Origin of the sequence: Mesotoga infera, from assembly GCA_011045915.1 — a bacterium.
GTDB classification, from domain to species: Bacteria; Thermotogota; Thermotogae; order Petrotogales; family Kosmotogaceae; genus Mesotoga; species Mesotoga infera_D.
Window position 1 is genome coordinate 1 of sequence record DSBT01000338.1, and the last position, 3697, is coordinate 3697.

Consider the following 3697-nt stretch of genomic DNA (forward strand, 5'->3'; position numbering starts at 1 on the left):
CGCAAATGCTCTTGATGCCGGAAGCTCCGCCTGAGTAACTTGGTCTTGAGAATTCGCTTACCCATCTAATAGTGCCGTCTTTGCGGATGATTCGGTACTCCAGCTGCTGGCTGTTGCCGGACCGCACACTTTCCACATGTCTTCTGTAGGAATCGAGATCGTCGGGATGGACTACCGACTCCCAGTCAAACTCTTGAAGTTCCGGTTCATCGATGTTGTATCCACTGATCCTTTCGTAAGAGTCGCTTCTCCAGACTTCTGGATCGCCCCCATTGTCTGAGTATTCAACCTCATAGTAATAATCGGATATTGTTTCAGACATCGATTTGTATCTCCTTATCGAAAGCGCGAGTTGAGCTTCAATCGATTTCTCTTCTTCAAGCCTTTGACTCAATGATTCCGTTTTCTCCCTGACCTGTCTTCTCAAAGCTCTATTCCATAAATACATACCGCCAAGTACCAGAAGTGTGATTATTCCGCCGGGAAGAAGAAAGAGAAGAAAAGTCCGCCAGAAGTCGCTTGTGTCCGTACCGTCAATACCTCCAAACCACTTGTTGTAGATTCGTCTATATTCCCCATTTGAAGAGATTATAGAGAGTCCTTCATTAAGCAAAGAGACCAACTCTCGATCTCCCTCTCTCACTGCGAAACAGTATTCAAGCCGAATAAAGGGATTGTCGGACATCACGACATCCTTAAGAGAGAGTTCTTCAAGCAGAAAGAGTCCCTGCAAAGTACCTAACAATACCGCATCAACCTGCCGTTCATTAAGCATCCAGAGAGCGATCTCGGGATACTCAACTCTCACGATATCACTCCCTACGAGCTCGGCTGAGACAATCTCGTCCATAAGATCGCCTTTCTGTACGGCTATTCTTGACTCTCTCAAATCATTCAACGAAGAAAACTTACCGGCAAATTTGTTGGAGAAGATGGACCCATGAAGTACTATATGCGGATTGGAAAAGTCCACGAGCGAATCTCTTCCTTCTGAGTAGTACATTCCGAGCAAACCGTCAATTTGACCGCTCTCAAGCGCGGTTCGTGCGTTCGTCCAGGTGCGCAGTTTTATCTCTATTTCGAAATCGAGAGCCTTGGAAATCGCCCGGAGGATATCAACATTGAATCCTACTGGAATTCCTCGTTCGTTATTATATTCAAACGGCGGATAGTCAATGTCACCGCTGAACCTGTACTCTGCTTCAGCAAAAACGACCAGAAAAACCAAAAAGAAGAAAGCAGTTGACAATGCTTTTCTCATAACACTCTCCCAGAAGAAGATAGGCTTCCTCAGAACTAACTATAACATTATATGGTTGAAATTATTGAACATATTAAGGAGAGTTGTCAGCAAACAGTTGACCGGAGGACCTCATATTCTTGCGCGCAGCAGTTCTGTGTAATAATGGAGAGAGGTGATTGTTTTGAGAAGAACTCGTGGAATCGTAGATATTGGCTTGATCATTGGAGTACTCTCGATTATGGTACTAGGAATTCTCTCCTACCTCTTTCCTACGACGAGGATTCCCAACCCTGGAGGAGAGTATGAAGTGGGACTCCAGGTCATCGAACTGAATGATGAGACGAGGTTTGACCCCTTCTCCGATGTTGAGATGACAAGACGGCTGGTGATTGACATATGGTATCCGGCAGATGAGACTGAGGGTAAGAGAAGAAGTCCATGGTTCAGGAATCACAGGCTCTTCGTAAATAGCCTGGCTGACAACTACGATCTTCCTCCCGTATTATTCCAGTTTCTGAGATCCGTAAAGACGAACTCTTTCATAAATGCTGTGCCTTCGGAAAGTGCGAAAAACCTGCCAGTAGTGATTCTATCCCCGGGAACTCCGGCTATTGTTCCACTGTATTTTTCTTTTGCAGAGTACATGGCCAGTAGAGGATTCGTCGTTATCGGAGTAGAACACCCCTATGGAGCGGCGGTGGTTGAGTTCTCCGACGGCACGCAGTTTCATTTTGACAGGGAAAGGGTGATGGACCTTCCCGGTGTCGAGACATTCGAAGAAGGAGTTAGGCTTTCGATGCAGCTGATAGCAGAAGACCTCTCCTTCGTGATAGATTGGCTAGCAAAGCTAAATCAAAGCGACCACGAACTGGCAGGAATCTTTGATACTAGCAGGCTGGTGACATTCGGTCATTCAGGTGGAGGAGGAGCAGTTTACTTTGCTTCAATAAATGATCCAAGGATTAAGGCACTGCTCTCATTTGATCCGGCTCTGTTTGTAATGAGTGATGCCGAGATGAATAGAGGGATTGATATACCTTCACTAATTATGGAAACCGACGAATGGAAGTATCGTGAGGAATCGGGAATAATCTCCGATATGATAAAGGCCAGCCCCGTTCCGCCTTTTCACATAAGGATACCGGAGGCCAAGCATCCCGACTTTGCAATGCTGGATCGTCTCTCTCCGTTGGCCCATTATTTGGGATTTACAGGTGACTTCATGAAAGATGGCGGTGAAGGCTATCTTTACAGAGCGATTTACAGCTTCATCGAATATGTCTTTGGAAACCAGAGCAGAGAAGAATTGTGCTCGGCGCTTCTCCAAAGAGAGGACGTTAGAGTTTTCGAGGGTTTGGATGAAATTATCAGATAGTCTTCTTCTTTAGTCATCAGAGTTGTTTTGATCAATTCTATAAGCTAAGGTGATGATTCCGAGTTATAGGGAGTCCTGGCCTGGAGAAGAGTATTAGCGGAGAAAGGTGAAGAGATCGATATTCTTCTCCACGGATGGTGTTTGAAAGCATCACTTGCGTTCTTTGCCAAGTAATAAGTCGCTGAAGTACGACTCTATTCAAGTTCCACCAAAGAGCTGAAGAACTGCCGCCAACCTTCCCACTAGAGCAAAACTCGCTCAAGAAGCGACGAATCTCTCTGAAGCCAGTTATCAAAAAGGTCAACAGTTTTCGAGACGGCAACTACCCCTTTACATTGCCAAAAGGCTGTTGCTTCTTCGAATGTTTTCGATTTGCTTAGGAGTTTCACGCAGTTTATCTCCTACAGTAAAGAGGCTGCCGAACTCAAGACAATGGAGTTTTACATACTTCTATATATTGGTCTCAAGGGTCCTCAGAACATGTCTGCTCTTGAAAAGGCTTATTTGATGACGAAGAGCAACGTTACGGTGCTGGCGGACGATCTTGAACACTTGAAAAGAAGAATTATGTCGGACGAGAAAGGTCCAATATAGACAGACGAGTAACAATCATAAAGCTTACACAGAAATGAGAAGCGGTCTTCAAGGAGTTTTCAAGAAGCTTCTCGGAGTTGATCGATATCTTCTCGAAAACGTGCAGGATGATGATCTCGGGGGTCATGTGAGATGGTTTCGAGCGAATTGCAAGTCCAGCTGTCGAAAGAGGATTGAAAAAACACGACAATTGCTCTTTAGATCTGGAACTTGACACCGGAGTAAGTAGTCACGTACGGAACGTGCTGTGAATGGAATTCTATCTTGGTTTCTGCCCTTGGTTTGGAACGTAGAAGAGATCCTCCTCGCCGAACGTATAACCTTTCAGTGGAAGCCGAGATCCCGGGTCAAGCTCTGGATGAAAAGAAAGGGCTTCTGAGAGTAGCTGTGGGGATCACGACATTTGGCTACTCTGAGTGCGTCACTTCTTGTCATCTGAACTACGTTCAACATCTCGCCTGAGGCATTAGCTAGACATTCAGCAA

3 protein-coding genes are annotated in these 3697 nt (G+C 45.5%); 2 read left to right on the top strand and 1 reads right to left on the bottom strand.

Annotated elements, in window-relative coordinates:
* A partial coding sequence (locus ENN47_10885) for a transporter substrate-binding domain-containing protein (protein ID HDP78663.1) occupies positions 1-1261 on the bottom strand: 1261 nt, incomplete at its 3' end.
* 163 nt (positions 1262-1424) lie between these two features.
* On the opposite strand from ENN47_10885, the gene ENN47_10890 reads away from it, so the two are divergent.
* On the top strand, positions 1425-2618 hold the full coding sequence (locus ENN47_10890) for a hypothetical protein (GenBank protein HDP78664.1): 1194 nt from the start codon (positions 1425-1427) through the stop codon (positions 2616-2618).
* Between the two features lie 372 nt (positions 2619-2990).
* Positions 2991-3212 (top strand): MarR family transcriptional regulator, encoded by a 222-nt coding sequence (locus tag ENN47_10895; GenBank protein HDP78665.1) that lies wholly within the window; start codon positions 2991-2993, stop codon positions 3210-3212.
* The last annotated feature ends 485 nt before the right edge of the window (positions 3213-3697 follow it).